Annotated in this window: 21 protein-coding genes and 1 pseudogene; 8 read left to right on the plus strand and 14 right to left on the minus strand. The window is 61.2% G+C overall.

Annotation, left to right across the window (positions count from 1 at the left end):
• Positions 1–425 precede the first annotated feature (425 nt).
• On the minus strand, positions 426–2576 hold the full coding sequence (locus tag EEQ99_RS31770) for a mechanosensitive ion channel family protein (RefSeq protein WP_097544282.1): 2151 nt from the start codon (positions 2574–2576) through the stop codon (positions 426–428).
• Between the two features lie 240 nt (positions 2577–2816).
• Complete coding sequence (locus EEQ99_RS31775; RefSeq protein WP_097544283.1) at positions 2817–4127, minus strand: epoxide hydrolase family protein; 1311 nt, start codon at positions 4125–4127, stop codon at positions 2817–2819.
• Between the two features lie 413 nt (positions 4128–4540).
• Between EEQ99_RS31775 and EEQ99_RS31780 the strand changes: the two genes are divergently transcribed.
• Positions 4541–5491, plus strand: coding sequence for an alpha/beta fold hydrolase (locus tag EEQ99_RS31780; protein ID WP_097544284.1), 951 nt, complete (start codon positions 4541–4543; stop codon positions 5489–5491).
• Here the strand turns inward: EEQ99_RS31780 and EEQ99_RS31785 are convergent.
• Positions 5480–6394, minus strand: a complete 915-nt coding sequence (locus EEQ99_RS31785) for a LysR family transcriptional regulator (RefSeq protein ID WP_097544285.1) — start codon at positions 6392–6394, stop codon at positions 5480–5482. The two genes, EEQ99_RS31780 and EEQ99_RS31785, sit on opposite strands and share 12 nt — an antisense overlap.
• Positions 6395–6506: 112 nt before the next feature.
• On the minus strand, positions 6507–7196 hold the full coding sequence (locus EEQ99_RS31790; protein WP_127431798.1) for a DUF599 domain-containing protein: 690 nt from the start codon (positions 7194–7196) through the stop codon (positions 6507–6509).
• A gap of 350 nt (positions 7197–7546) precedes the next feature.
• Between EEQ99_RS31790 and EEQ99_RS31795 the strand changes: the two genes are divergently transcribed.
• Entirely contained in the window at positions 7547–8083 is a 537-nt protein-coding gene (locus EEQ99_RS31795; RefSeq protein ID WP_063475610.1) for a PAS domain-containing protein, read from the plus strand.
• A 143-nt stretch (positions 8084–8226) separates the two neighbouring features.
• Here EEQ99_RS31795 and EEQ99_RS31800 read toward each other — a convergent pair.
• From EEQ99_RS31800 to EEQ99_RS31825, 6 genes and pseudogenes are all read right to left on the minus strand, one after another.
• Positions 8227–8645: pseudogene (locus tag EEQ99_RS31800) on the minus strand (universal stress protein); the annotation flags it as partial.
• A 55-nt stretch (positions 8646–8700) separates the two neighbouring features.
• The gene (locus EEQ99_RS31805) at positions 8701–9549 is read right to left on the minus strand and encodes a fumarylacetoacetate hydrolase family protein (protein ID WP_097544286.1); all 849 of its coding nucleotides are present in this window, start codon (positions 9547–9549) and stop codon (positions 8701–8703) included.
• A gap of 42 nt (positions 9550–9591) precedes the next feature.
• Positions 9592–10902: an MFS transporter gene (locus tag EEQ99_RS31810; RefSeq protein ID WP_127431762.1), complete on the minus strand. Its 1311-nt coding sequence runs from the start codon at positions 10900–10902 to the stop codon at positions 9592–9594.
• Between the two features lie 51 nt (positions 10903–10953).
• A complete protein-coding gene (locus EEQ99_RS31815) occupies positions 10954–12531 on the minus strand; it encodes a bifunctional 3-(3-hydroxy-phenyl)propionate/3-hydroxycinnamic acid hydroxylase (RefSeq protein WP_127431763.1) in 1578 nt (525 codons plus the stop codon).
• A gap of 30 nt (positions 12532–12561) precedes the next feature.
• The gene (locus EEQ99_RS31820) at positions 12562–13455 is read right to left on the minus strand and encodes a VOC family protein (RefSeq protein ID WP_127431764.1); all 894 of its coding nucleotides are present in this window, start codon (positions 13453–13455) and stop codon (positions 12562–12564) included.
• A 4-nt stretch (positions 13456–13459) separates the two neighbouring features.
• Complete coding sequence (locus EEQ99_RS31825; RefSeq protein WP_127431765.1) at positions 13460–14509, minus strand: amidohydrolase family protein; 1050 nt, start codon at positions 14507–14509, stop codon at positions 13460–13462.
• Between the two features lie 123 nt (positions 14510–14632).
• Between EEQ99_RS31825 and EEQ99_RS31830 the strand changes: the two genes are divergently transcribed.
• The 6 genes from EEQ99_RS31830 (at position 14633) to EEQ99_RS31855 (ending at position 21331) form a co-directional block, all read left to right on the plus strand.
• Positions 14633–15349, plus strand: coding sequence for a GntR family transcriptional regulator (locus EEQ99_RS31830; RefSeq protein WP_127431799.1), 717 nt, complete (start codon positions 14633–14635; stop codon positions 15347–15349).
• Between the two features lie 143 nt (positions 15350–15492).
• Entirely contained in the window at positions 15493–16728 is a 1236-nt protein-coding gene (locus EEQ99_RS31835; protein ID WP_127431766.1) for an ABC transporter substrate-binding protein, read from the plus strand.
• A 70-nt stretch (positions 16729–16798) separates the two neighbouring features.
• Positions 16799–17686, plus strand: a complete 888-nt coding sequence (locus tag EEQ99_RS31840; protein WP_063475617.1) for a carbohydrate ABC transporter permease — start codon at positions 16799–16801, stop codon at positions 17684–17686.
• The gene (locus tag EEQ99_RS31845) at positions 17683–18576 is read left to right on the plus strand and encodes a carbohydrate ABC transporter permease (protein WP_127431767.1); all 894 of its coding nucleotides are present in this window, start codon (positions 17683–17685) and stop codon (positions 18574–18576) included. The genes EEQ99_RS31840 and EEQ99_RS31845 overlap by 4 nt, the downstream gene beginning before the upstream one ends.
• 2 nt (positions 18577–18578) lie before the next feature.
• Entirely contained in the window at positions 18579–19646 is a 1068-nt protein-coding gene (locus EEQ99_RS31850; RefSeq protein ID WP_063475619.1) for an ABC transporter ATP-binding protein, read from the plus strand.
• Positions 19646–21331, plus strand: coding sequence for a glycoside hydrolase family 3 protein (locus EEQ99_RS31855; protein ID WP_097623429.1), 1686 nt, complete (start codon positions 19646–19648; stop codon positions 21329–21331). The genes EEQ99_RS31850 and EEQ99_RS31855 overlap by 1 nt, the downstream gene beginning before the upstream one ends.
• A 25-nt stretch (positions 21332–21356) precedes the next feature.
• Here EEQ99_RS31855 and EEQ99_RS31860 read toward each other — a convergent pair whose 3' ends face one another.
• From EEQ99_RS31860 to EEQ99_RS31875, 4 genes are read right to left on the minus strand one after another with little or no spacing between them, the layout of a single operon-like run.
• Entirely contained in the window at positions 21357–21791 is a 435-nt protein-coding gene (locus tag EEQ99_RS31860) for a GlcG/HbpS family heme-binding protein (protein WP_049813423.1), read from the minus strand.
• A gap of 30 nt (positions 21792–21821) precedes the next feature.
• On the minus strand, positions 21822–22589 hold the full coding sequence (locus tag EEQ99_RS31865; protein WP_049813421.1) for an ABC transporter permease: 768 nt from the start codon (positions 22587–22589) through the stop codon (positions 21822–21824).
• Positions 22586–23362 carry an ABC transporter permease gene (locus EEQ99_RS31870; RefSeq protein WP_127431768.1) on the minus strand — a complete coding sequence of 259 codons (777 nt, stop codon included), beginning with the start codon at positions 23360–23362 and terminating at the stop codon, positions 22586–22588. Before EEQ99_RS31870 ends, EEQ99_RS31865 begins: the two co-directional genes overlap by 4 nt.
• Positions 23359–24180: an ABC transporter ATP-binding protein gene (locus EEQ99_RS31875; RefSeq protein WP_127431769.1), complete on the minus strand. Its 822-nt coding sequence runs from the start codon at positions 24178–24180 to the stop codon at positions 23359–23361. The genes EEQ99_RS31870 and EEQ99_RS31875 overlap by 4 nt, the downstream gene beginning before the upstream one ends.

Genomic DNA, 24180 nt, shown 5'->3' on the forward strand with positions numbered 1-24180 from the left:
GATCCGCTGCAGATCACGCTCGCTCATCGCTATCAGTCCCATCGGCAATCTCCCCGGCGCCAATCAAACGCGGGGAGTGTGACATTCCAACTTTGCAGAAACAGGACACTTTAACTTTGCGGCTACATCAATCAATCGCATAAGATAGATTATGGAACATAAGGATGCCGTTTGATTACAAAGGCATACCCTCTTCATCCATCTCATAGGCCCACGCTTTTAAAATCGGCCTGCTCGAATTTGCGTCTTGACGATCCAGCGCATCGACGAGTTCACCGCGAACGTGACTCATAGAACAGCTGATCCGAGCCAATAGACTCTTTTGAAACCCATGTCTCGGACGGACGCGCACTTGGCGGCAACGTGCGGGTCAGAGTGTTGCTCGACGGGATTCGGCGGAAGCTCACCTGATCCGCTCGCCGTTGCTATTCCTCAAGTGTCGAGATGACTTTCGATGGTCTTTGCAGCTCCGAGGCGGCAGCGGTTGCTGCTGCATCGGCGGGGCCGCCGGAAACATGAACGGTCGGCGTTGCAAATTGAATGCCCTTTTCCGCGAATGTCTTCTTGAGCATGGCGAGCGCCTTTCGGCGAACGCCGAACTGTTCGCCGGGCTTCGTCATGAACTTCAGCCGAATCTGCACACCGTAATCCGCCATCTGCTCAATCCCCTGCATTTTTAGGGGTTCGATGATGTTGGGCCCGAGTTCGGCATCTTCGAGAAGCTCAACGCCGATGCGCTTGATGGTCTTGCGGACCTCCTCAAGGTCGCTGTCATAGTTCAGGGTGAGCGTAATGATATCGATGACCCAGTCGCGGCTTAGGTTTTGCACCGCGCCGAGTTCCCCGAAGGGAACGATGGTGACCGGACCGCGATGGTGTCGCAAGCGGATCGATCGCAACGAGAAACCTTCGACAGTCCCTTTATATTTCGCCGCCTGGATATATTCGCCGATGCGAAAGGCATCGTCGAACAGATAGAAGACGCCGGAGATGATGTCCTTGACGAGTGTTTGGGCACCGAAGCCGACGGCTATGCCGACGACACCGGCGCCCGCCAGCAGCGGTCCGATCTGAATGCCTACGGCATCCAGGATCATCAGGAAGCCGACAGCGCCGATCGCCAGGAAGAGTACATTGCGAAGAATGGGAAGGAGGGTATTCAACCGCTGACGCCGGCGCGCGTCGGGTCCCTCCTGATGTCCCGCCTGCACGCTTCGCGACGCCATCGCCATCTGACTGTCGATCAACGTGCTTGCGAGCTTCCAGATAACGTCGGTCACTAGCAGCACGATAACGATGCGAATTCCGGCGCGGATCAAACGCGTGGTCACCGTTTCGGCAGCGGCAAGGTCACTGAGATTGACATTCCATGCGCGGGCAATGAGCAGCGCAGCGACCACGATGAGAGCGTTCCGCAGCGTTTGCATGATAACGACGGACCATCCGACGATGGCCGGATCCTCGACCGCCTGCCCCTCCCCAGATTGAATAATGCGACGAATGATATCATGAGCCACCGAAACGGTCAGCGGCAGAAGCGCGATGACGACCACTGTCCAGAATGCACCGCGGAGACCGGAAACCCATAACAGCCACGAGAGCAGGATGCTCGCGCTGAAGCCAACACAGACCAGCCGGCTCACGGGTGGCCCGTCAGAACGATAGTGCCGCAGCCAGATCATAACGATCAAAGCGATTGAAACGACACCAAGCCATGCTGCGGTAAAGAGGTCGACCAAGATGGGTGAAGCTCGGATCGTCCCGATCACTTCAATGGTGGCCCAGCCAGCCGCCAGCACTGCGACGATTGCGAGGAGCCAGTAGTACCAGAACCAGGCAAGTGAGGTGACAAGCGTCAGAAGCCGCATATGCGGCAGGCGGGCGCCTGGCGCGATGACAATACGGCCCACGAGCACGCCAAGGCGCACCATGAGCGCGGCCGATAGCAGGATGAGCGCAATATCGCGAAACACGGCGGGCCATGGAAAGAGGATAAACGCGCCGAGGCTTCCGATCAGGTAACCGGCCAACGCGAGAAGACCCATTGAAAGCCGGGCTGCGTGGAGCTTGATCCGTTGCCGGACGGTGCCGGCGGGCGCGTTCAGCACAAAATGGAGCAGCCCTCGCCCTGACCACCAGGCCAGGCGCTGCGCAACGAACCCGCCGGCGACGAAGAGTATGACCGCCAAGATCAGGCCGACAGGTTCGATACGATCATCCGTTTGGAAGACCCGGATCGCCGACTGGATCTGCCCGGGAAGAGTTGGAACGGCATCGACGAGTGTGAGCAACCTCTGGCGCAAATCCTGTAGTGACGTCGCAATCGACGTCGGTGCCGCCTCTTGCGAGACTGCTACCGGCTGCGCCGCTTCCTGATTGCCCGGAACGATCCGATTGACCAGCGCTCGTCCGGAATCATCATTCGGCAATTCGATAATAACCCGGATCGGGGCCGAGGAATTGGTCGGCTCAGCCGCCGATGCGAGGTTTGCGCTCGCGAGCAGAAGCGTTGAAAATACCAGCGTCAGGAATGCGCACATTCTGTGGCGGGAATGACGGTCGTCGTTGATGCGCATGTGGCCGTGGTCCCTGCGACGTTGTCGTCACTTTTGCTGGGTTGGTCGAAACTTCGGACTTTGTGAAGCGTTGCACGACCAACGTCAATCGACGAACCGGTCTCGGGGCGCAGACTGCGAACCAACGGCCAGAAGGCGCTAGAGCATTTACGTTTTTCTCCCAATCACGGAAATGCTCTATCTCTTTGTTTTCACGCAATTCCGGAGGCAAAGCCACTACGCACTTTTGCTGGAATTGCTCTAAGATCGCAAGCTTCTGAACCCTGCCCTGATCTCCTGGCTGAAGAGTTCCGGCTCCTCCCAGGCGGCGAAGTGACCGCCCTTGGAGGAGCGGTTGTAGTAGATGAGCGTCGGATAGGCCTTGGACAGCCACTGCCTTGGCGGCTTGTAAACCTCTCCGGGAAACACCGTGACCGCCACCGGCACTTTGACGGGCGTGAGCTTCGCGCCCGACATGGCGTTTTCCCAATAGATGCGGCCGCTGGAGGGGCCGGTGTTCGTCAGCCAGTACAGGGTTATGTTGTCGAGAATGGCATCCTTGCCAAGCGCCTGTTCGGGGTCGCCGGGGGTAAACACCCAGTCGGCGATCTTGTCGTAAAGCCAGGCGGCAAGGCCGACCGGAGAATCCGCAATGCCGTAACCGATCGTCTCCGGCCGTGTACTCATGATCGCTGCGTAGCCAAAACCGTTGTTGAGGAAATCTCGAGCCTCGTCGAAGACGACTTTCTCATCCGCAGACAGGCTATCGGGCGCCGGCCCTCCATTTTTAAGCGCCTGGGCTGCGTCTGATGGGAGGGTCGTGGCACGTTCGACCCTGTTGACGTGGATCGCCAGCAGCCCATCGGGTGCCAGGCGACCCAAAGCGTCGCTGATGATTGCCCCCCAGTCGCCGCCCTGCGAGACATAGCGGTCATAGTTCAGTCGCTTCATCAGTACGTCCCAGGCAGCCGCGATCCGCTGAGGGTTCCAACCGGTTGCAGCAGGCTTTCCGGAGAAGCCGAATCCCGGGATCGACGGGATCACCAGGTGGAAGGCATCTTCCGCCATGCCGCCATGCGCCGTCGGATCCGTGAGCGGCCCGATGACGTCAAGCAGCTCGAAGACCGACCCCGGCCAACCGTGGGTCATGATCATCGGCAGCGCGTTTTCGTGACGGGAACGGACATGGACGAAATGGATATCGAGTCCATCGATATTGGTGAGAAACTGCGGGAAACTGTTCAGCCTGCTCTCCGCCTTCCGCCAGTCGTAGGACGACTGCCAGTAGCGCACCAGTTCCTTCAGCCTGTGGGGTTGGACGCCCTGCGAACGATCCATGACGGTTTCGACGTCGGGCCAGCGCGTCGCGGCAAGACGCCGCCTGAGGTCTGCGAGCGCCGCCTCGGCGACTTCGGCCTTGAACGGTTGGATCTCCCCGGGTGTGGCGGCGACGACATCGGCAGCATCCGATGTGGGTGGAAGGAGAGCGGCAGACATGCCGGCCGCGGCAACCGCTAACAGCAGTGAGCGTCGTGACATATGTCCATGTTTCAAGGCGTGGCTATGCTTCATAGAGGTCAGTGCCATGACACGTGTCCTTTCATGACATCGAGAGCCAACGGAGAGATTTTCGACAAGGACAAGCCCCAGGTGACCACATAGGTCGCCACCTCGGACGCCCTGCCCTCGCCGATCTTTCTTGCTGACGGGCGTTGAACCTTATCGGTTCGCGCTCCTCGTGCTCGTATTCGAGGAGTATCAGTTCTTCCTTATATTGTCGCGGTCGGCTGCCGGCCGGAACCTCGGAAAAGTGAGAGGCACCCTCTCGTTCGAATGTCAGCCTTGGGCAGCCGTTACGGCGCTGCCGCCGTCGAGAGGGTGCCTCTCACTTTCTCCGGCTGCCGCGCGCTGACGCCGTGCTCAATTGTGTCAGGAGACAGCCGGCTCTGGGCTTTGGCTGACCGCCGTTCAGGAAAGGACCTCCTATGTCTAGGGACAAAACCGCAAATACGGCTGCATCGGTCGCAGCAACTCCCACTTCCCGCACGTCTGAAACCGTCGCTTCCCGGGAGGCCGCGCACGACGCCGTCGACTTCATCGAGATCGATGAGATCCTGACGCTGAGAAGGATGATTGTCCGAGCCCCGGCGCCGAAAGGCACCGTGCTTTTCCTGCATGGGTTTCCGGAAACGCTGACGGTCTGGAAGGACATCGCGACGATGCTTGCTCGCGACTACGACGTCCATGCCTTCGATTGGCCGGGCTACGGGCAGTCGTCGCGCCCGGTTCCTGAATTCTTTTCCTACGCGCCGAAGGCGTATGCCCAGGTGTTGAAAGCCTATCTCGAGCGGGCAGGCATCGACCGGTCGAACCTCGTGATCTATGCGACTGACATCGCCGCCCTCCCCGTTCTGTTGCTCGCTCTCGATGAGCCGACGATCGCCAGGCGGATCATCGTCGGAGACTTCGCGCCGTTCGACCGGCCGCAATACATGTGGGAGAACCTGCAGAACCTCAAAGCCGAGCCGACCGCCTCGCCGACGCGCGCCTACATGAACAAGACGAGCGACGAGATCCTTCAGAACGTGCACAGGCGCGGCCTCTCCCCCGCTGAGCAATTCGATCTACCTGTCGACGTCCAGCAAGACATGGCTCGCTCCTGGAGCCTCGACGGCGCGACGGCGGCAGATGCCTTCGCCCACTACTACGCGAATTTCACACGTGACCAGAACTTTCTCGAGGCCAACCTCGACCGGCTGAAGACGCCCGTGAGGGTGATCTGGGGCGAGAAGGACATCTACATCAGAAGCGAAATGGGCATCGAGTTCGCCGCCAAGATCGGTGCAAAAGTCGATACCCTGCCGGGCATCGGTCATTTCCCGCACCTTCAGAATCCGAAACAAACGGTTGAGGAAATCCACGCATCATTCAGATAATATTTGATTATCTTTATGGTTTGTCTGCACCCGCAACCGCGGCAGCGCCCAGTCGACGAAAGCCCGTACCTTCAAGGCGAGAAGCCCCTGGCGCGCGTAGACGATATGGATGGGCTGCGGTGCGCCGTCAAAGTCGCGCAAGATGGGAATGAGCGCGTCGGACGCCAGTTCGTCCGAAACCTGATAGTCGAACAGCCGCGCGATCCCTGCCCCGCCGACAGCCGCCGCAACACAATTCGCCGCGGTATTCACTTCCAGCCGGTTGCGGGGCACGGCCTCCATCGGCGTGCCGTCGACGTCGAATGTCCAGAAGAATGTCCGCTTGTTGAAGATGATCCCGTCGCGATGGATGAGATCGCCGGGACGCTCAGGCATGCCATGCCGCTTGATATAAGTGGGGCTCGCGCAGGTCAGCAGCCGGAACTCCCCGACCTTGGCGGCATGGAGGGAGCTGTCGGCGAGGTCGCCGAGACGGATCGCGATATCCACCTGCTCGGAGACGAGATCCACTGTGCGGTCGAGCGACAGAAGGTTCAGTGACACCTCCGGGTACTTCTCCATGAAGCTCAGCGCGACCGGCAGGACGTATCGGCTACCGTATTCGACCGGCGTCGTGATCGTCAGCACGCCTCGGGGCGTCTGGTATTCCCCGGACGCCCTTCGCTCGGCCTCCTCCAGATCCGCCATGATCTTTCGAGCCGCATCGACATAATCGCGTCCGGCGTCCGTGAGCTGAAGATTGCGGCTGGTGCGGACGATGAGGTTCGCCCCAAGATGTCGTTCGAGCTCGGCCACCTTGCGGCTGACGCTCGGCAGTGGCGCGTTCAGCTTCCTGCTGCCGGCTGAGATGCTCCCGGCGTCGACGACCGCCAGCAATATGCGCATTGCTTCAAGACGATCCATCAGCCGCCGCCCATGAGATACCGCTTCTGTTTATTGTCGTACGAGTGTCGGACGTTCGCAACGTCCTCAACCGCACGCCCGCCAGATTACCACCTTGCGCCGAGCCGCAGGCCTAGTCGAGCAGCTTGCGTATGGCCATGATCCCCTTTGCCGCATCCGACCAGGACTGACGCCAGATCAACACGCCGACACTGAGGATGGTGGCAACAATGAACGGGATTGGCCCGATGAACCAGAACGCGGCTGCGACGGTGAAGTAGTAGGATCGGACGCCGACGCTGAACGATCGAAGCGCAGGGTTCAACACCAAAGTCAGAGCATTCGTCCAGCCGACAATGTCCCTGTCTTCATCGCGAGAGGGGCTCGCCCCGATCGCCGCCAGGCAGTAGTTGATCTGCCGGACCGCCCATATGAAATCGGATAGGCCCCGCAGCAGCGTCGCCATGATCAGGAGGACCTTGCACTGGAAAAACCAGGTGGGGTCCTGAGCCGCAAACATCGCAATCAGGCCACCCGATCCATAGTTCGGTTCCATGAAAAGCGCGCCGCTCAGCCCAACGATGACGATGAGATTGGCCGAGCCGAAGAAGGATGCCGAATTGATCGTGTGCCCGAGGATCGCGGCGTCGCCGATAAAGTTGTTGTCTCGCGTCAGCACCTCCCGCATCCAGGCCGCGCGAATGCGCACCATATCGACGGAAAGACTATCATTCTTCCTCGGCCACCCCACGGCCATCAAAGGCTCGACCGCCACCCAGACAAGTAGGAAGAAAACGATCGCCGCGACGTTCAGAAAATCCATGGTGCCCCCGAACTTTACGTGGATTTTCTGAAACACTACTTCGCGGCAGCGGCAGCTCCAAGCACGTATCGCCGCTCCCGGAGTTCTTTCCGCCGGTTCCGCTGCCCGCCGGACGTGGGCTGCGGGCGATGTGCGTTCAAGCCTGCCATTCATCCGCCACAGATTAACCCCATCAAACATGGATCGCTGCCAAGCAAGGAAACGATGGTCGGCGCTTGGAACCTCCCTGCTGTTGCGTTCGATGGAAACGCGGCTAAGATCTAAGATCGAGGTTGAAGTGGTCGACCGCCCTGTCATTGATCGAGCGTGTCGTGAACTGGCAGCATTGGCGAGCAGACCGGGGATGGCGAATGAACCTTGTCGACGGAGCTTTTGGAACCTCCGAATTTCCTCTCTCTGAAGAGGCTGGCATCTTCACCTGGGTGTTGGCGACCGACACGGTTTATGCGGATACGGCGCTGGCAAATCTCTTTGGCCTTGATCCGGAAGAGACCATCGCGGGGCTGCCGGTCATGCGATATCTCGACCGGATTCACCCGGACGACAAGCCATCCGTGGCCAAGGCGATTTCAGAATCGGTGATCACAGGAAATCCGTACCGCCATGACTATCGGGTGTTTGACCGAAGCGGGCAGATGGTCACCGTGGCCGCCTTCGGCCGGTGCTTCAGGGATGAAGCCGGAAACCCGTCGCAATATGCGGGCATCGTATTCCCGACGAACGACCACATCCACCAAGACCACCAGAAGGACCAATTGTCTGTTCACTGCCGTGAGGCGCTGAAAATTGCGCAGTCATCCGGCCTGCAGGCGACGGCCAATGCGCTTGAAGCAATTCTCAAAGAGCTTGCCAAGCCGATGCCTTCGGACTTCGCGCAGATTCATTGAATCCTCCCCAAGCGTTCGTTGTCGCATCCGACTCTCGGTGATCGCTATGGTTTGTGCGAGCCTTGCTTACCTCCCGTGCAAGGCGCTCTTCTCCAGGAGTGATCGATGTTGCAGTCATCGGCAATGCCTTGCGCGCATTGTAATCAGTGGCAAAGAAGGGCGGGCATTTCGAGGCGGCTCAACAGCGACCGTGTGACCCCTCCGAGATGAATTCGCGCAGTCTCGAATGACCGAATGCGCCCGCGACGAGTAAATCGGCCTTGCGTTCTGGGGCCATCGATTGAATGACGCTGGCTGGCGAGTCTCCCTTCGCTTGCATGGCCACGACGTCGACGGCAAAACCAGCTTTGCCGAATGCCGACGCAAGGTGGTCTCGACTGCGCTCGTCAATCTGCTTGTCGTCGGTGACGGATATCAGGACAACGCGCGAGGCCTGTTCCAGAAGCAATCTGGCGCCTGTCAATGCCCTTGCGGCAGTGGCTCCTCCGTCCCAGACGACGGCGACAGCATCGATGCGGCCGCAGCAATTGTCCGTTGGCTGTAACGCAGCCAACGGGACGCCGACGGACGAGTCAGATGTTCTTCACTGCCGAGGTGTCGCGGCACGCCGACTTTCGTCAGCACGTCTCGTCGACGATTGGATTGCGCAGGCTGCCAAGCCGATCGACCTCGACTTCGACCACGTCTCCCGGCTTCATCCAGAGCGGCGGATTGCGCTTGGCACCGACCCCACCCGGCGTACCGCTGACGATGACGTCGCCGGCTTCGAGCCGGGTGAAGGCGGAGCAATATTCGATCTGGCGCGCAATATCGAAGATCATCTGGCTGAAGGTCGCCTCCTGCACCACCTCGCCGTTCAAGCGCGTCTGCAGCCGCAGCTCGCCAAGCGGGCCGAGTTCATCCGGTGTCATCATCCATGGCCCGAAGGCGCCGGTATCTGGAAAATTCTTGCCCGGGGTGAACTGGTGGGTATGTCGCTGGAAGTCGCGGATGCTGCCGTCATTGTAGCATGCATAACCGGCGACATGGTTCATGGCTTCGGCGTACGGAATGTAGCGGCCGGGTTTGCCGATGATGACGGCCAGTTCGCCTTCAAAATCGAGTTCGGTCGAGACCTTCGGGCGTATGATCGGAGCGAGGTGTCCTGTCTGGCTATTGGCATAGCGGGCGAAGATGGTGGGGTTCTCCACCTCCGAACGGCCGGTCTCCTTGCGATGCATTTCGTAGTTCAGGCCGACGCAGAGGATTTTGTCGGGATTGGGAATGACCGGCAACCATTCGACCGCGTCGACAGGCGTGGCGGCCGCGGCAGCAGCGGCCTCGGCAACGCCGTCAAAGCCAGCAGCGACAGCCGATTTGAGGTCGGCATAGCGGGCCGAGAGCGTGGCGCCGACATCGAGGAAGCGTTCGCCTTCCACGACGCCCCAGGTCGTTCGGCCGGCGATCTTGACGGTGGACAATCTCATGACTTCTTCTCCTGTCTGTGATCAGAATTTCCTGCGCGCCGTTCAGACCCGCTGCATTTGTTCGGTGAAGCGCGTCATCCTGCCGAAGCGCTCGATGGTGCGGTCCGGGAAGATCAGCGCGAAGGCGGAAATTGCACCAATGATGAGGATGCCGGCGGTGAACAGCATGGCGTTCGCATAACCGGCAGCCACATGGTCGGGTCCTGCGGCCTGCACGATCATGCCGGTGACGGCGTTTGACGCGAGTGCGGAGATGGCGTTCGCCGAATAGATCACGACGATCAGCCGGCCGCGTTGGGCGGCGGGCGCCACGCTGCCGAGCGTGATCGGGCCGTAGATCGTCGTCAGGCTCGGCGCGGCAAAGGCGATCGCGATCAGTACCAGTTGCAGCGGGCCGCTCACATGAACGGAGGCGATGAGCGCCACGCCGCTGACAAGCAGCGCATAACCCGAGGCGCTGCCGAGCGTGGCGCGCTTGCTGACGCCCTTCTGCAGCATCCGCTGCGCGATCCATGAACCGACGAGCAGCAACGGAGACTGGAAGATGTAGACGGCCGAGATGACTGAACCGGTCTCAGTCTGCGAATAGCCGAGGCCTTGCTGCAGGAAAGGTGGCAGCCAGGTGGCCGACATGCCGACGATCCAGTAGGACATGGTGGACATGATGATGACGCCGATCACGGTCGGATCGAGCCAGAGCTTGCGGGCCGGAACCGGCGAATCTCCGACAGTGGCGCGAACTTTTTCATTCTCCGTGCCCGCATGCGGCCCCTCGCCGCCGATGAACAGCCAGGCCACGATCCAGACAATGCCGATCAGGCCGCAGAACAGAAAGCCCGAACGCCAGCCGTGGCTGACGATGATATAAGTGAGGATCGGACCGCCGGCGAGCAGGCCGACGCTGATGCCCTGCAGCACGACGGCGCTCGGCACACTGCGCTTTTCCGGACTGAACCAGTTATGGCAGGCATGCAATGCCGTCGGCAGGCCGGGTCCCTCGCCAAGGCCGAGCAGGATGCGGCAGGCGATCAGGACCGTCACCGAACTGGTGAAATAGATCGGGATCTGGGCGATCGACCAGATCGCCGCCAGAATGACGAGGATCCACTTGACCGGCATGCGGCCGATCACGAAAAGGCCGACGAGGACGCCGGAGATCGAAAACAGCAAAAAGAAGCTGCTGCCGATCAGCCCGAACTGCTGTGGCGAAATCCCAAGCTCCTTCATCATCGGCACCGCCGACAGCCCGAAGACGAGCTTGTCGAAAAAGTTCAGCGTCTGGAACAGAAAGAGAAGGGCAAGAACGGCAAAGGGGCGCCATTTGCCTGAGGTAACAGTGGTTGGTTCGGTCATATCTTCCTCCCAGAAACCGATTGAACTTCAATGTGTGACAGGCCCTGCTCTTCAGGCGAGGCGAGCATGCAAATCCGCGATCTGCTGGCGAAGCGCCTGAACGTTCTGGGCAGCGCCGAAAACATAGTGGTCAGGACGCACCAGTGCGGCGATTGCGCCATGCCGGTCGAACCAGGCGGAAAGCACGCCATCCTTCTCGCGAAGGGCCGAGGGATCGACTGTCTCCGCACCTTCAGGGACGACGGTCTTGATCACGATCCCATCGATCTCCCCGGCAAATGCTTCTCCCTCCCCGGCCCCGATCCGGCGGCCGTCGAGAATGAGCCGCCACTCCGGGCCGGTGAAACGATCCAGCAGGCGCGTCGAAGCGCCTTCGACGATGGCAGGCTGCGGAAAGAGCAGCCCCCGCGCCGGCGTTCCCGCCGCGGCAAGCAGACCTTCTTCGATCGGCGGAACGATTTCCTGGCGGGTGATGGTCGGCGGCTTGCCGCCGCCCTCGGCGAGAATGCGGGCATCGCGCGCGGCCGCTGCCGCCGGATCGCGTTCGCAGATCATCTGGCCAATCGCCTTGATCTTGCCGGTCAGGGTCTGCACGTGGCGCTTGCGCTCGACCGTATAGGTATCGAGCAGCGCCTCCGAGGATTGTCCCTTCAGCACGCGATCGAGCCGCCAGACGAGATTGGAAACGTCGCGCAAGCCCTGGCACATGCCCTGGCCGATGAACGGCGGCTGCTGGTGGGCGGCATCGCCGGCGATCAACACCCTGCCGCGGCGCCATTCATCGGCAACCAGCGCATGGAAGCGATAGGCGGCGGCGCGCCAGAGCTCGCCCTCTTCCGACGTGAGCCAGGGCGACAGCAACCGCCAGACGTTTTCGGATCTTTCCATTTCGCGCGGATTTTCGCCGGGCAGCAGCATGATTTCCCAACGGCGATGGTTCTTCGGCCCCATGATATAGCTGGTCGGCCGCGAGGGATCGCAGAATTGCGCCGAGGTCTGCGGCAGCTTGGTGAGTGCGGCATCATGCACTTGCACGTCCACCACCAGCCAGGGCTCGTCGAAGGTAAGATCCTCGAGCGTCATGCCGGACAGTTCGCGAACCCGGCTCGAAGCGCCGTCGCAACCGACCAGGTATTTTGCCGCGACCGTCCGGGACTTGCCGGAGGCGTCCCTCAGCGTTGCAACGACCTGATCGGCCTGCGGATCGAGATCGGTCATCTCGGTTCCGAGTTCGACCGTGACGCAATCGAAGCTTTCGGCATGCCGCCTGAGCACGGCCTCGACCGGAGGCTGGGTGAACACCATGCTTGGCGTGTAGCCGAGCGGATAGGGCGCGGGCACCATGTCGATGCGGCGAATGAGTTGCCCCTGTGCGCCGAAGTGCTGGGAAGCGGTGAAGGGCGCGATATGGGGCAGTACGTCGTCGGCGATGCCCATATTGTCGAAATGGCGCAGGATCTCGTGGTCGATGGCAATGGCGCGGGGCTTGTCATAGATGTCAGTCAGCCGGTCGACGATAAGAGTGGAATGACCGCGCGCGCCCAGCATGCCGGCAGCCACGGCGCCGGCCGGGCCGAAGCCGACCACCAGCACGTCATAACGATGGGAAATGTTGTTCTCGCTATTCAACGGAATGCCTCTGCTATGATGATGGCCGCGTCAGGCGCCGGAAAATCCGATGGAAATCTGTGCCTTCTTGCAGGCGTCGCTCTTGGGGGCGGCGATGCCCCAATGATCGGTGCGGCCCGGCGGCCAGACCCATTCGTCCGGACCCCGCACGCGATAATCATCGTCCACCTCCAGAACCTCAGCGGTGTATTCGACCACGACGCCCTGCGGATCGACGAAGTAAGCAAAGACATTGTCGCCTGGCCCGTGGCGGCCGACGCCCCAGCCGATCGGGTAACCGTGATCGACCACCCGGCCGGAGCCGCGCATGACCGATTCTAGATCGGGCATCAGAAAGGCGATATGGTTCAGGCCGTTCCCCGGCGCTTCCGCCAGCACGACGGCGTGGTGATCGTCATTGCAGCGCAGGAAGGCCATCAGCTTCGACCGGTCGGTCAGGCGGAAGCCCAGGACATCGCGGTAGAAATCCGAAAGGGCCTCGATGTCAACGCTGTTGATATTGACGTGCGCGAGGCGTTCCGGCCGGTTGGCGACGACTGTGCCCGACTTCCTGTCGTCGCCATAGACGAATTCCAGCACCGAACCCTGCGGCTCCCGAACGACGAAGCGCTCCCCGCCGGACGGTGCGTCGGCAGGTCCCGGCTCACGCATCGTGACGCATCCCGCCGCAACGGCCTTTGCAAAAAGCGACTTCAGATCTTCGGCGGAATGGGCGCGGAATGTGATCTTGCGCAGTTCCGAGCGGTCGCTCGGCTTCAGTTCCAGCACATGGAAATCGTCGCCGGTCGCGGCGAGGAAAACCTTGCCGCCGGCTTCGGCGACCACGTCCAGTCCCCAGACCCGGCTATAAAAATCGACGGATGCAGCCAGGTCGGGCGTGCCGAGTTCGACGCTGCGCAGGGCGGTGACGGGAAAGTCGGACATCTGATCAAACCTCATCCAGGGCAAGGAAGGCCTGCGCGTTCCTGAAGGACAGCCGTTCGCGCAGTCCTGTATCGGCGAAAGCGGCCTCGATGCGCGCAACGGGCTGCTGGTCGCGAAAATTGAAGGGGTAGTCCGTGCCGAGCAACACGCGTTCCTCTCCGAAAACTGAAACCAGGCGGCGCAGCGTGTCCGTATCGAAGACGAGAGAGTCGACGTAGAGCCGGCGGGCCTGTGCCGAGGGCGGTTCAGCCATCGTTTCCTTCAGAGCCGGGAAAGCCGCATAGCCCTGCTCCAGCCTCGGCAGAAGCGAGGCGAGCGTGCCACCGCCGTGGCTGAAGGCGATCCGCAGCTTCGGGAATTTCAACAGCAGCCCGCCGGTGATCACCGAGGCCGCTGCCAGCCCCACATCCGTGGGATAGCCGAGCACCTGCTGAAGCGGCGCCGGCCCGACGAGCCGGTCCATGCCGGCCGGTCGCACCGCATGGACGAAGACGGCCGCTCCAAGCTGCTCTGCTTCCGCAAAGAACGGATGGAACCTGGGATCGCCGACCGGAACGCCATTTATATTGCTGCCGATCTCGACGCCGCGAAAGCCGAGGGTGCCGACCGTGCGGCGAAGCTCGGCGATCGCAAGGTCGATATCCTGCAGAGGAACGCCGGCCAGCCCGACGAAACGCTCCTCTCCTTCCGCAACGAGTGCTGCAATCGCGTCGTTGACGTGACGGACGAGGTCGTTCGCCGCGTTGGTTTCGATCCAATAGCCGAAAAGTTCCGGCATTGGCGAAGATGCCTGAAGCCTTATGCCGCAATGGTCCATGTCTTCGAGACGCCGCTCGGCGACCCAGCAGGCGTCGCTGACCGTGCGATAGGGCTTCTCGTCGATGACGACGGTGGCATGGCAATCGTCCGAGGCGACCATAGAAGGAAAGCCGCGCACCGGCGCGCCACTAGCCGGCAGCGGAAAACGTGCCGGCACGACATGGCAGTGAATGTCGATGCCACAGCAGCCGCAACCGCTGTCGAACCGCCCTGCGCTTTGCTTGCCTACGCTCACGCTGTCCTCCTGTGCTGGCTTTCGAATAATATCCATAAACGCTCGTGTAAAGTAAAAATTTATAAATTTTACGAATTGCATGTGGTCGTGTATATGAAAACAGATTTGAACAATGGACTCGATATGGACGCAGATGCGCTGAATAGGGGGGCGGAGAGCCCCGCAACACTGGCAACCAGCATTTACGAACGGCTGAAGGCCGACATCCTGTCCGCGCGCTTGGAACCCGGACGCAAGCTGCAACTGCGTTTCCTGATGGAGCAATACGAAGCGGGGCAAACGCCTTTGCGGGAGGCATTGAACCGCCTGACCACCGAGGATCTGGTCATCGGTAAGGAGCAGCGTGGCTTCTTCGTGAAACCGATCAGCTTGGGGGAATTGGGGGAGCTGACCAAAACCCGCTGCTGGGTGGAAAGTCTGGCTTTGCGGGAGTCGCTCGCAAACAGCACACCGGCATGGGAGGAAGCCCTTCTCGTTGCGCACCACAGGCTGGAGCGCGCACCTCGCTCATTGAACCCGGAGCGGTTCGAGAGCAATCCGGAATGGGAGCGGCTGCATCGCGCCTTCCACGCGCAGCTCATCGGCGGCTGCGGCTCGCGACCGTTGATCGGCTTCTGCGAACAGCTTGCCGACCGGCTTCACCGTTATCGCTCACTTTCCAGCCGCAAGGCGTTTCGCGTGCGCAACGTAGCGCAGGAGCATGCGGATATTCTGAAAGCCGTGCTCGATCGCAATAGCGACGAGGCTGTACGCTTGCTGCAGCAGCACTACGAACAGACCGCCGATTTCATCAGGGCCGACCTCGAAAGCGAACCCCCGGACGCTGCGGCGTCCACCTGACGGTTGAGTTTGAGAAACTATGAACGCTGTCTGAGTGTCGAAAAGATCTATAATTTCTGATTATGGTATTTGCTAAATCCATTATTGGACGAATGATAATGCGCTCCTGAATAATCCGCCGCGGAATTCAGGAGGAGAAGACAGTGATTTCCAAATTGCTTTTTACTGCGACCACTGCAGTCGCGCTTTGCTTCGCAGCCTCTGCGAATGCAGATGAAATCAAGGCTGAGGTAATTCATCAGTGGACCTCCGCCGCCGAGTCGGCCGGCGTCAAGATTCTGGCCCAGAAGTTCACCGAGCTTGGGGGAAGCTGGGTCGACAATGCCATATCAGGCGGACCGAACGCCCGCGCGACGGCCGTCAACCGGGTGGTCGGCGGCAACCCACCCGCCGCCATGCTGTTCAATACCGGTGCCCAGTTTATCGAACTCCAGGAAAACGAACTGCTTCGTGATCTGACGGAGACCGCCACGGCCGACAACTGGCAGGAAAAAATGCCGCAAGCCCTGCTGAATTCGGGCACGGTCGACGGCAAGATCTGGGCGCTTCCGATCTCCGGCAACGGCGCCAACTGGTTCTGGTTCAACAAGCCGATCCTCGACAAAATAGGCGTGTCGACGCCCAAGACCTGGGACGAGGTATTTGCTGCGCTCGACAAGGCCAAGGCGGCTGGCCTCATTCCTTTCGCGCCCTCCGGGGAGCCGCGCTGGGAGCGGCTGATGTTCAATGCCGTCGTGCTCGGCGTTGCAGGGCGCGAAACCTATGATGCGGTTATCTACAAGAGGGATGCGGCAGCGGTGCGGGGCGACAAGTTCAAGGCCGCCGTCAAAGTGTTCGAAAAGCTCAAGGACTATGCCGATGCCGGCTCGCCGGGGCGCTCCTGGCCGGATTCGACCAACCTCGTCATCTCAGGCAAGGCGCTTATGACCCAGGGCGGCACATGGTTGAACGGAGCCTTTGCTGCTGCCGGGAAATCGGCCGGCAGCGACTATGAATGTGCAATCATCGGCGCCGATCAGGGCATGATCATCTCGGGTGACGTGTTCCTGTTCCCCGAACCCGCGGATGATGCGATGGGCAAGGCGCAGGATCTGCTCCTCAAGACCTTCACGGATATTCCGACACAGACCGCCTTTGCGGTTGCCAACGGTACGATCCCTATCCTGAAGGGCGCCGATACGTCCAAGCTCAACAGCTGTATTGCGCAAGCGTCGCATTATTTCAGCGACGCCAAGCTCGCAACGGCGGGCGACCAGATGATGTTCCCGCCGGCCGTTGTCGGTGCCGTTGAGGATGCGATCACCCGCTTCTGGAGCAAGGGCGGCCTGACTGCCGACCAGTTCATCGAGGCCTATGCGAACGGGCTCTCCGCGAGCTGACGCAACCGCTTCGGGGGGAGCGTATTCCGTCGCCTCCCCCGAACGAGTGAGATATTCGGAGTCCCCAGCCGTGTTCGCAACGTCGCCTTCAAACAGTCGCCTTCAAGCGACCCTGACACTTGTTCCCGTCGCATTCGTCGTTTTGTCGGTCTATGTCGGAGGCGTTCTATGGGCGGCGGGCATATCCTTCACCCGGTCCTCCATGCTGCCCAATTACAGGTTTGCCGGTTTCACCCAGTACATAAACCTGTTCTCCAACGCCCGGTGGCATGTCTCGCTTACCAATATGGCCCTGTTCGCTGTGATTTTCATCCCGGTCACGCTGTTCATCGGCTATTCGCTCGCCGCCATGATCAACCGCGGCGTCCGCGGTGAGAACGCGCTGCGGACGATCTACCTCTATCCCTTCGCCATGTCCTTCATCGTCACCGGCTTGGTATGGCGCTGGCTATTCGATCCGAATTACGGCATTGCCGACGTTGCTCGCAAGCTCGGCTTCGAGAATGCCTCCTTCGACTGGATCGTCAATGCGGATACGGCGATCTTTACGATCATCTTCGCAGCCGTCTGGCACTCGTCCGGCCTGGTCATGGTCGTTCTCCTCGCCGGGCTACGCGGCGTCGACGACGATCTGTGGAAGGCGATCCGCATCGAGGGCATCCCCGCCTGGAAGGCGCATCTCTATATCATCGTCCCGAGTATCGGCGCGAGCATCACGACTGCGCTGGTCCTGATGTGTCTGACGGTCGTGCGCCTCTTCGACGTCGTGGTTGCCATGACCGGCGGCGGACCGGGCATTGCAACCGATGTGCCGGCCAAGTTCATCATCGATCACATGTTCGAACGCCAGCAGGTGGGCCTTGCATCCGCCGCGGCCACCACGCTGCTGCTTCTCGTCCTGCTGGTCTCCGTGCCGCTTCTCTATCTCAAGAACCGTCGCAAGGGAGCTGTCGAATGACCACTGAAAACGGCCGCGCTCCCGTACACCGCAATGCCTATGCCGCCCCGCTGTCGCGCGCGTTGACCTACGTTTTGCTGATCGCAATCGCGATCGTGGTGCTGATCCCGCTCTACGTGATGATCGTGACGGCCTTCAAGTCGATGGAGGAGATCCGGACGGGTACGCTGCTGTCCCTGCCCCATGCGCTGACCTTCGAATATTGGTCCAAGGCCTGGAATTCTGCCTGTACGGGACTGCGTTGCGAGGGTCTCAAAGTCGGCTTCGTGAATTCCGTGCTGATCACCATTCCGAGCGTCGCCCTTGCCATCGCAGCCGGCGCGGTCACCGGTTATGCGCTGAGCTTCTGGCGGGTGCGCTTTGCCAACGTGCTTTTCACCGTGCTGCTGATCGGCGGCTTCTTTCCCTATCAGGTGCTGATCTATCCGCTCGTGCGCATCACTTCCACCATCGGCCTGTTCAATTCACTGGCCGGCGTGATCGCGGTGCATGTCGTATTCGCTCTGCCCGTCGTGACGCTGCTGTTCCGCAATTATTTCGCAACGATCCCGATCGATCTCTTTAAGGCCGCTCGTGTCGACGGTGCCGGCTACTGGCGCTTCTTCTTCTCCATCCTGTTGCCGATGTCGGTTCCGATGATCGCCGTCGCCGGCATCCTGCAGGTCACCTTCATCTGGAACGACTACATCGTCGGCCTCGTCTTCGGCGGCATCAACTATGCGCCGATGACCGTCCAGCTCAACAATATCGTGCACTCCACCTATGGCGAGCGGGAATACAATGTGGAGATGGCGGCAACGCTGCTCACCTCGATCATCCCGCTTCTCGTTTACTTCACCTCGGGCCGTTGGTTTGTCCGCGGCGTGGCCTCCGGTGCCGTGAAAGGCTAATCATGACAGGCGTTCAACTGCGAAATCTCGGCATCCGCTACGGGCAGGTCGAGGTCCTCAAAGGCATAGATCTCGACATTCCGCCGTCGGAATTCATCGTCCTGCTCGGGCCTTCCGGCTGCGGCAAGTCCACGCTTCTGAATGCGATCGCCGGGCTCCAGGACGTTGCCGAAGGGCAGATCCTGATCGGCAGTCACGACATGACCAATGTCGAGCCGAAGAACCGCGGGATCGCGATGGTTTTCCAGTCTTACGCGCTCTATCCTCGGATGAGCGTGCGGGGAAATCTGAGTTTCGGCCTGAAAGTCGCCGGGACCGCCAAGCCGGAAATCGAAAAGCGCGTCGCCAATGCGGCAAGGATGCTGCAGATCGAACCCTTGCTGGACCGCAAACCGTCGGAACTTTCCGGCGGCCAGCGGCAGCGCGTGGCGATCGGCCGCGCCGTCGTGCGCGACGCGGGCGTGTTTCTCTTCGACGAACCGCTCTCCAACCTCGACGCCCAATTGCGCTCAGACCTACGCGTCGAGATCAAGCGTCTTCATCAGCGGCTCAAGTCGACGATGATCTATGTGACCCACGACCAGATCGAGGCGATGACGCTTGCCGACCGCATCGTCGTCATGAAGGACCGGATCATCCAGCAGCAGGGCACGCCAGACGAGATCTACAACAAGCCGGCGAACACCTTCGTCGCCCGTTTCGTCGGCTCGCCCGCCATGAATTTCCTCGACGCCGCCGTTGAAGGCGGCGATGTGATCATCGACGGCAAGGCGGTGCGCATCACGTCCGCGCTGCAAGCGCCGCTGGCCAACGGCCGAAAGGTGATCGTCGGCATCCGCCCCGAAGACGTCGTGCTCCATGCAGAAGAGGCCGCATCGGGCGTGGCGGTCGAGGTCGACGTCGTCGAGCCGATGGGAGCCGAAAAGCTCGTCTGGTGCAAACGCGGCAGCATTGGCATCTGCGCCAAGACATCAGCCTCCGTCAGCATAAAACCCGGCGACAAGGCGTGGCTCGGCCTGTCCGAGGATCGCCTTCACATATTTGACGCAGACAGCGGAAAGCGGGTTTGATGACCGAGACCATCCTTGAAAAGCTTGCAGGACATCCCTTCCATCTCGATGACACGGCTCTTGCGTGGGTGAGATCCACTTTCGACAGCCTGTCGCTGGACCAAAAGCTCGGGCAGATCATGCTGCCTCTTTGCCGCGACCTCTCGCCGGAAAATCTCTCGGCCCCGCTGCAGCGCCATGTCGGCGGCATTCATCGCATGCCCTCCCGTTCCGAGCAGGAATTGCGCGACAGCGCGCAATTCCTTCAGTCGCAGACGGCGATACCGCTCCTGATGAGCTGCGACATCGAGTTCTCGGAGAAGAGCAGCGTTGCGGCCGGAACGCCCTACCTCAACCAGATGGCCATCGCTGCGACGGGAGACGCCGAGCATGCGCGGCGCATGGGTGTCGTTGCGGCGCGCGAGGGCGGTTTTCTCGGCTTCAATATCTCCTGGACGCCGGTTGCCGATCTTGCGGTCAATTTCCGTTCGAACGTGGTCAACACCCGGTCATTCGGCGCGGATGTCTCGACAGTCATGGCAATGACGACGGCCTATCAGCAAGGCGCCCGCTCGGCGGGTTTCGCAAGCTCGATCAAGCATTGGCCGGGTGACGGCATCGACGACAGGGACCAGCATTTCGCCACCACCCACAATACGATGCCGATGGAAGAGTGGCGCCGGACGTTTGGCAAAATCTATGCCGACGCCTTTGCGAAGGGGGTGCAGGTCGTCATGGCAGGCCACATCACCCTTCCCGCCTACACGGCCGAGCTGGGATCGTCGGCCCTGAGCCCCGCCCATATGCCTGCGTCGCTCAACTTCGACCTCACCACCACCCTTCTCAGAGAAGAGCTGGGCTTCAATGGCCTGGTCGTTTCCGATGCCTCCGGCATGGTCGGCTTCAATGCGCGCGGCGCGCGGCGGGAACTCGTGCCGCTCTGCATCGCCTCGGGCTGCGATATCCTGCTGTTCCCGGCTGATCTCGACAAGGATCTCGGCTATATCAGGGAAGGCCTTCAGAACGGTCTTCTCAAGCAGGAGCGTGTCGATGAAGCGGTCTTGCGTGTGCTTGCGCTCAAAGCATCGATGAAGCTCCACGAGACCGGCGGCCATCCCCCGGAGGCGGAAGATCGCCCGCGGCTGCTCGGCGGCGCCGAGCATGCCGCATGGTCGAAATCGGCCGCGGAGGCCGGGATCACGCTGGTCAAGGACCAGCAGGCTCTGCTGCCGCTTGATCCGAGCCGGCACAAACGTATCCTGCTGGCGCAACTGGAAAGCCGGATGAGCCCTTCCGGCCCACTGCCGCAACTGCGCGTGGCCGATATGCTGCGCGAACGGGGTTTTGACGTCACGCTCTATCGCCGGGGCGATGCTATCGATCCGGCCGCCCACGATATCGGCATGTATCTGATGGCCGAGGAAGGTGTGTCCGCCAAGGAAAACCTGGGGCCGCGCTGGGAGGACCTGCACGGCTTGTTCCCGCTTTCGATGCAAAGACTGTGGGACTATCTTCCCACAGTCTACATCTCGCTCGGCACGCCGTTCCTGCTGTATCACATGCCGGAATGCAGAACCTTCGTGAACGGCTATGCCGCCGTGCCGCCGGTGCAGCAGGCGCTGGTGAAGGCTCTAATCGGTGAAATTCCGTTCGCAGGACAAAGCCCCGTCGATGCAGCTTGCGGTCTGCAGGAGGCTTCCCTTTAAATGAACAGGCGAATTCTTCCAGAAATCAATCTGCAAGTTTTGCGATAGGCCGGAACCCGGCCTTCTCGATGCCGGCAATGGCGCAAAGCTCGTCATTGTCTCCGAGATCGCCGGAAATTCCGACCGCGCCGATGATGTGCCCTTGTCCATTGGCGATCAAGACACCGCCCGGAGAAGGCACCATGCGCCCACCACTGACGGCCGATAGAACCGTGACGAATGTTGGGTTCTTGCCGGCGCGTTCCGTCAATTCGCGCGACCCGAATCCCATGCCGAGCGAGCCCCAGGCTTTTCCGAAGGCGATGTCGAAACGAACGATGCCGGCCCCGTCCTCGCGTTTATACGCGACCAGATGGCCACCGGCGTCGAGGACGGCGACAGCCAGAGGCGCGAGACCACGGGTCCGTCCTTCCGCAAGGGCGGTGTCGATGATGGTTGAGGCATCGGAAAGTTTGAACATGACAAGATCCATCTATTCAAAAGACAAAAATCAGCGGCTGGCGGCCTGCCAGCGCAGGAGGCGTTTTTCCGCAACCGATAGCAACCGGCTTCCGGCGAGGCCAATTGCCCCCAGAATGACGATGCCGGCGAAAAGATCGGGGGAACGGAAACTTCGGCTGGCCGCCAGAATGCTCTGGCCGAGCCCTTCGCGGCTTGCAAGCATTTCGCCGACGACGGCCAGAATGAGTGAGATGGTCAGGCCGAGCCGCAGGCTGGCGAGGATCATCGGCATGGCGCTCGGCAGTGCCAACTTCCAGATCACCTCTGAACGACTGAGGCCAAGCACCTGACTGACCTCATAGAGCCGCGGCTCCATGGCGGCGAAGCCGTGCATCGTGGCGAGCAGCATCGGCCAGAGAGCACCGAAGGCGATGACGACGAGGACCATGTGATCGGAGAAACCGAGAAAGGCGATTGCGATCGGAATCATGGCCGAAGCGGGAAGCGGCCGAAGCAGTTCGAGCGTCGGAGCGATGAATGCGCGAGCCTGTTTCGACACGCCGATAAGCGCGCCGAGAAAGACGCCGACGAACGAAGCAAGCAGCCAGCCGAGCAGCATGCGCTGGATCGTCTCCAGCGTCTGCGTGAGAAGGGCGCCGCCGAAGAGCCCCTTCACCAGCGCGGCATAGGTTCGCTCCGGGCCGGGGAAGAAGATCGGCGAGACAATTTTGGCATCGGTCACCAGCTTCCACGCAAGAACGAAGAGTACCAGCGCCCCAGTGCCGAGCAAAAGCCGTCGCAGGGAAAAATGCCTCATCGCCCCTCTCCCTTGACGAAGGCCGGAAAGAAGGCCCGTTGCGCCGCGTTGAGAAGCAGGCTGATGAGCCAGCCGATCGCGCCGATCCAGATCAGATAGGCAAACATTTCAGCCGGCCTCAGGGCCTGCTGCGCCATCATGATACCATAGCCGAGGCCGAGCGGATTGGCCGTGATCTCCACCGTCACTGCGACCACAAGCGCATAGCCGGCGGCAAGTTTCAGCGACATGAAGAGCTGTGGCAGGATGGCCGGCAGAACGATCTTGCCGAGCCGGGCGGCAAAGCCGAGTTGAAGTACGCTGGATACCTCTATCAGGCGCGGCTCCACCTCCTTGACGGCGGCGCGTGCCAGCAGGACCGAGGGCCACAGCATGCCGAGCGCGATGATGACGATCTCCATTTCCGCCCCGAAGCCGAGCAACATCATCACGACCGGGATGAGCGCCACCACGGGGATCGGCCGCAGCAGCTCGATCGTCAGATCGAGTGCATCGTCTGCAATGCGGGAAAGGCCGAGCACGATGCCGAGAAGCGATCCTGCCCCGACACCGAGAAGGCACCCGGCGGCAGCCGCTTTCAGCGTATCCGCCGTCGCCCGCAGCAGCGAACCGTCTGCGACGACGGAGAAGAAGGCCTTGGCAATATCGAACGGGCTCGCCAGGCTGTCGCTTTCCAGCGCAGTCGCGGTCGCGGCAAGCTGCGCCAGGCCGATGAGGGCGACCGGCAGCAGAGCCGCGCGCCAGCCAGTGCTCAGCAGGCGCTGCGCGGTCATTGGTGATCATCCTTGATGAGATCGTAGAGCTCACGGCGCAGACGCAGAAATTCCGGATCCTCGCGGGTCAGAAGCTGGTCGCGTGGCCGCGACAGCGACACGTCGACGATCCGCCCGACGCGGCCGGGATTCGGCTGCAGGCAGACGATCCGGTCGCCAAGATAGATCGCTTCCTCGAGATCATGCGTGACGAAAACCATGGTGGCCCCGGTTGCGGCAACCAGTCCGAGAACCTCGTCCTGAAGCGCCTGCCGCGTCATGGCATCAAGGGCGCCGAAGGGCTCGTCCATCAGGAGCACCTTCGGCTCCTGCGCCAGACAGCGGGCGATCTGCAGGCGCTGCTGCATGCCCCCGGACATTTCACCCGGATATTTGTCGGCGTGAGCGCCGAGGCCGATCTTCTCGAGGAGATCTCGGATGATCCCAGGCCGGTCGGCGGGGCGGCAGCCGCGTGCTTCCAGCGCCAGCGATACGTTGCCTGCTGCCGTCCGCCAGGGCAGCAGAGCCTTTCCGTAGTCCTGAAAGACGATCGCCACGGAGCGGTTCGGTCCGCCAAGCCCCGCGCCATCGAGTTCGACGCTGCCGGAGGTCGGTTTTGCCAGACCGGCCAGCATGCGCAGCAGCGTGGTCTTGCCGCAGCCGGATGGGCCGATGACGCAGACGGTCTCACCGGCCGCGACATCGAGGCTGATGCCGCCGATGATCTGGAGCGGGCCATAGGAGAGCGTCACGTCGCGGATGCGAATCCGCGTCTCGCCGGAGGCCGGCGCATTGCTTTCACCATGGGGTCGGCGGGTGGAAAATTGCGTCACAACCAC

Origin of the sequence: Rhizobium anhuiense (genome assembly GCF_003985145.1) — a bacterium.
In the GTDB taxonomy this organism is placed as follows: domain Bacteria; phylum Pseudomonadota; class Alphaproteobacteria; order Rhizobiales; family Rhizobiaceae; genus Rhizobium; species Rhizobium anhuiense.